General features: G+C 44.0%; 4 protein-coding genes. 1 reads left to right on the top strand and 3 read right to left on the bottom strand.

The window, feature by feature from the left end; translation table 11 throughout:
- The first annotated feature begins 194 nt into the window (after positions 1-194).
- Positions 195-752, top strand: a complete 558-nt coding sequence (locus tag J0895_RS19340) for a Uma2 family endonuclease (RefSeq protein WP_207089638.1) — start codon at positions 195-197, stop codon at positions 750-752.
- A gap of 347 nt (positions 753-1,099) precedes the next feature.
- Here the strand turns inward: J0895_RS19340 and J0895_RS19335 are convergent, their stop codons facing one another.
- The 3 genes from J0895_RS19335 to J0895_RS19325 form a co-directional block, all read right to left on the bottom strand.
- The gene (locus J0895_RS19335; RefSeq protein ID WP_207089637.1) at positions 1,100-2,566 is read right to left on the bottom strand and encodes a hypothetical protein; all 1,467 of its coding nucleotides are present in this window, start codon (positions 2,564-2,566) and stop codon (positions 1,100-1,102) included.
- A complete protein-coding gene (locus J0895_RS19330; protein WP_207089636.1) occupies positions 2,544-2,996 on the bottom strand; it encodes a hypothetical protein in 453 nt (150 codons plus the stop codon). The genes J0895_RS19335 and J0895_RS19330 overlap by 23 nt, the downstream gene beginning before the upstream one ends.
- 3 nt (positions 2,997-2,999) lie before the next feature.
- Positions 3,000-3,847: CHAT domain-containing protein (locus tag J0895_RS19325; RefSeq protein WP_207089635.1), on the bottom strand; the 848-nt coding region annotated here is incomplete at its 5' end.

Here is a 3,847-nt window from a genome sequence, read left to right as displayed (position 1 = left end):
CCTCCAGAGTCACCACCCCGCCCTACGGGCACCCCTCCAGAGGAGGGGAATGGGGAAAATTCCCCTCCTTTGGAGGGGTGCCCGTAGGGCGGGGTGGTGGTTGCCTAACATCAGATGCACCCCCTACAATTGCTAAAATTGTTATATTAAATCAAAGAATCCCCCTTTAAATGGGAGTGTTTCGAGGTAAAATAATGGTACAAAAGTTTTATACCTTAACCGATGAAGAACTGATGCAAGTCAGTTCACAAAACCCTGAATTGAGATTTGAGCGGAATGCAGATGGAACGTTAGAGACTATGCCACCCACTGAAGGAATTTCTAGTAATCGAGAACTGAAAGCCGGTGCCTATCTATTGTATTGGGTAGAACAGCACGATTTGGGGGAAGTTTTTAGTTCGAGTGCTGGGTTTAAATTAGCCAATGGTGCAGTGCGATCGCCTGATGCTGCCTTTGTAGCGAAAGGACGTTTACCCCAAGGATGGGATCAAGGCACCGATGAATTTTTAAATCTCCCTCCCGATTTTGTCATAGAAATTCGCTCCAAAACTGACGGATTAGAAAAACTCAAGGATAAAATGCAAGAATATATTGAAAATGGCGTGCAGTTGGGATGGTTAATCGATCGCCAAAATCAACAGGGATTTGTTTATCGCGCTGACGGTTCCATCACCCAATATCCTGCAACCGCAACCTTAAACGGTGAAACTGTTGTCCCTGGGTTCACCTTACCACTCAAATCCCTACTTTAGAATTTCCATAAATCAGAGATTGAAACTTGCTAACTCGCTTGTCATTTGTTATTTGTCATTTGTTATTTGTCATTTGTCATTCGGTTGTTGATGGAAATACCTTTTTTTGCCCACACTTTTTGCTTAAATAGTAATTTGCACAAAACTTTGAATTTGTCAACAATTTTTCACCAATTTGTAGCAATTGTAGGGTGGGCACTGCCCACCGACAGTAAGGTGGACAGTGCTCAAGTTGCAGCCTGACGAATTGCGTTCTTGAAGATTTCGGCGTTGTTGCTGGTGATGCCAAGGCGATTAGCAGAAAGTTTAGCTTTGTGTTGGCCTTTACGGTAATTTTGTTACCCAGTTCAGCCCGATCGCCGTTGGGTAGTTTCATCTGATTCTGGCTGGGTAAACCATCGGTAAACTAACTGACTCACCACCCAACCGGATAAGAGGCTTAAAATAATCGTCAGAAATCCTCCCACCCATAAGCTAGTCACGGAGGGGGGCTGGGATGGATCTTTGTCGATATAATACTGGGAAACGCTGAGTGTGATAGCCGGAGTCAGGATTTGTCCGACTGCGATCGCTGCACAAGACCCGGTGAGTAATTGACCTAACTTTTGTTGCTGGTCACTCTGTTTTTTCTGGATTCTCTCATCATCAATACTCACTTGAGTTTGCACACTCAACATCAGTTTATCATACAATTTCAGACCCGGACTCATAAATCCGATAGTAGTTTGAATCTGCTCTAAATAATGCTCCGCATCATTGACAAAATTAGCCAGAAATCCCTCTAATTTCTCACCTATATCTTTATCTTCTTCTATTTGTTTAAGACATCCTCGATAATTATGTAAGTTCACCCGGATAGTTTCCTTTTGGTCAGAGAGGAAAGAGAGTTTTTTGTAGTATTCTAAGGAATCGTGGGGTAGCTTTTTGAGCGATTCTTTATTCCAGTTCGTGTTTGCATAGTCCTCCGTTAGCTGTTCAATTTCTTTATATTGCTGACCCACCAACTTTTTTAAAGCAAGACTTTGGGAGTAGAAAAAGTCAATTTTATGATAACTAAGGAGCATATCTTGCAGGACATTATAAAATTTATTCGCTTTTTTCTCGGCTTCAACATTTGGGTAGAGAATCACTCCCATGAGATGGGTGGATTGAACAGGAAAATCATTCAATGTCTTGGCTTTCACCGATTTGGGATAAAGATAGAAAGGACTCCCTAGAAAATTAGTGTCAATTAAACGAGGCGAGATGAGTTTTGGGTCTTCTCCGCAATATTGGCTTAAACATTCAGCCGCAATATCAATACTTGGGTTGTCTTGATACTCATTTTGTGGTATAATTCCCGCCAGAATCGCGGTCTGTCCCAGTTCAATTGGCAGATTACAAAGATGGTCGCCGAGATCGCCAAAAGTTTTTAGGGATTGCTGGCCTTCTGCTGATGAAATATACCTGGTAAAGCGCAGTAAATAGGTATCATTCAAGCGCCAGACTCCAATGCGACTGGTAGAAGTCCCGGTTTGTAAATATAGGCGATCGCTATTTGTTCGTTTGCAGTCGTCTGGAATTGCCTCCAACGTCAAATCCAGCAAACTCCCCGACGGTGACCAATCTTGCTCCGGAGAAATTAATCGGACGAAACCACCCGCATTTTCACCTTTTTTGCTAGTTAAATGAGAGGTAATTTCATACAAATTTTTAGTAAAATAATCACGACGAGCTTTTAATTGCTCATCCGAATCATTCAGCCCATTTCGCAACACATAATGATAAAAGTGGAGGGTTGGACACAGAAGTTTAGGAAGCTGGCTGGTTATCATCTTCGGTTGCTCTCTTTGTTTTTTGCTCCATCTCAGTTGTCCATTTTTGCAGGTATTTTAAAATATCGCGCCCTTCATTCTTGAGTTGTTTCGGGGTGATAGAGGGGCCATCCGCTTCATCGTCAGGGTCGCGACGGTTTTTCACCAGTTTATCGATACCATCTTCATCGAGGCGATCGTAAATTTCTCCAAACCATTCGTTTAGCTGTTCATTCCCCGGTTGCTGGCAGAATGCGGGGATATGATTTGCCATCGCGGCGGGGTTAAGTTTATCTTCCGGTGGGAGTTCAGTTAAATAATGGGCAATAGAAATAGCAGTTTCGCGATCTAGTTTTTTCTGTTCTTCTGTACCGGAAAGCCCCAGCATTTCGTGAAATGCCACACAGATAAAAAAATCGCTCTCACTCATCTGGATATCGCTGTTACTCATGGTTTAAACTCCAGTCACAATAAACGCCGCCCAAAAGTAAGGATTCTCAAAGGAAATCCCCTGTAAACGCTTCAGCGCCCTTTCCAAGCGAAACTTCTCTTTAGGTTCTAGTTTACTCAAATCCCAGTCATTTGCGCGGTTTCTCAACTCATCTGCCGTGCGAGTTCGCAACCAGTTTTGAGCCTTTTGCAGCGCAATTGCTTTATCCGAGGTCTGTTCTAGCTGGCGGTAGAACTCATCCAGGAGAAACGCAGTGGCGATGGAATTGACTTTCCACAGACTGCTGACAACCGCTTTCGCACCCGCCAGGAGGAACCCGGTAGCAATCCCCAAACACTCATCCGTGGGTTGAAAGGCATCCACCACCCCGGTACAGCAGGCGGAAAGGGTCACTAAGTCAGCGTCGGGGAGGTGCAAGTCGGCAAATAGGTTACTCAGGGTGAGGTTCTCTTTGTGGTCTTCCGATAGCATCAGATAGGAGTCTAGGGGATTCTTAAAATTGTACTCTGCATGACCGGAAAAGTGGAAGCAATGGTAATTTTTTGCCGATTCCAGAATCTTGGATTTTCTGGCTTGCCTGCCGGTCCAAACTTCCGGTTTGGTAAAGTTACGACCCTGGCAAATACTAGCCATTTCTGCCTTAGCAAAGATTAAATCTTTGTCCTCCGTGGGGTTTTCAATGCCGAGAAACGAATCGCGAGACCTTTGGCGGTTTTGACAGATTTTCCAGATTTGCAGGTTGGGGAAATAGCGAACTGAAAAACGGTCAATCAGGCGCTGAGTTGGATTCAAGGGGACAGCGTGAATGGGAAACAGATGTAAACTGTTATTGGGAACGATGATTAACTGCT

The sequence above is a fragment of the Phormidium pseudopriestleyi FRX01 genome (assembly GCF_017313335.1).
GTDB classification, from domain to species: domain Bacteria; phylum Cyanobacteriota; class Cyanobacteriia; order Cyanobacteriales; family Laspinemataceae; genus Laspinema; species Laspinema pseudopriestleyi.
The sequence above is the reverse complement of the archived record's forward strand: the minus strand, read 5'-3'. Positions and strand labels throughout refer to the sequence as shown.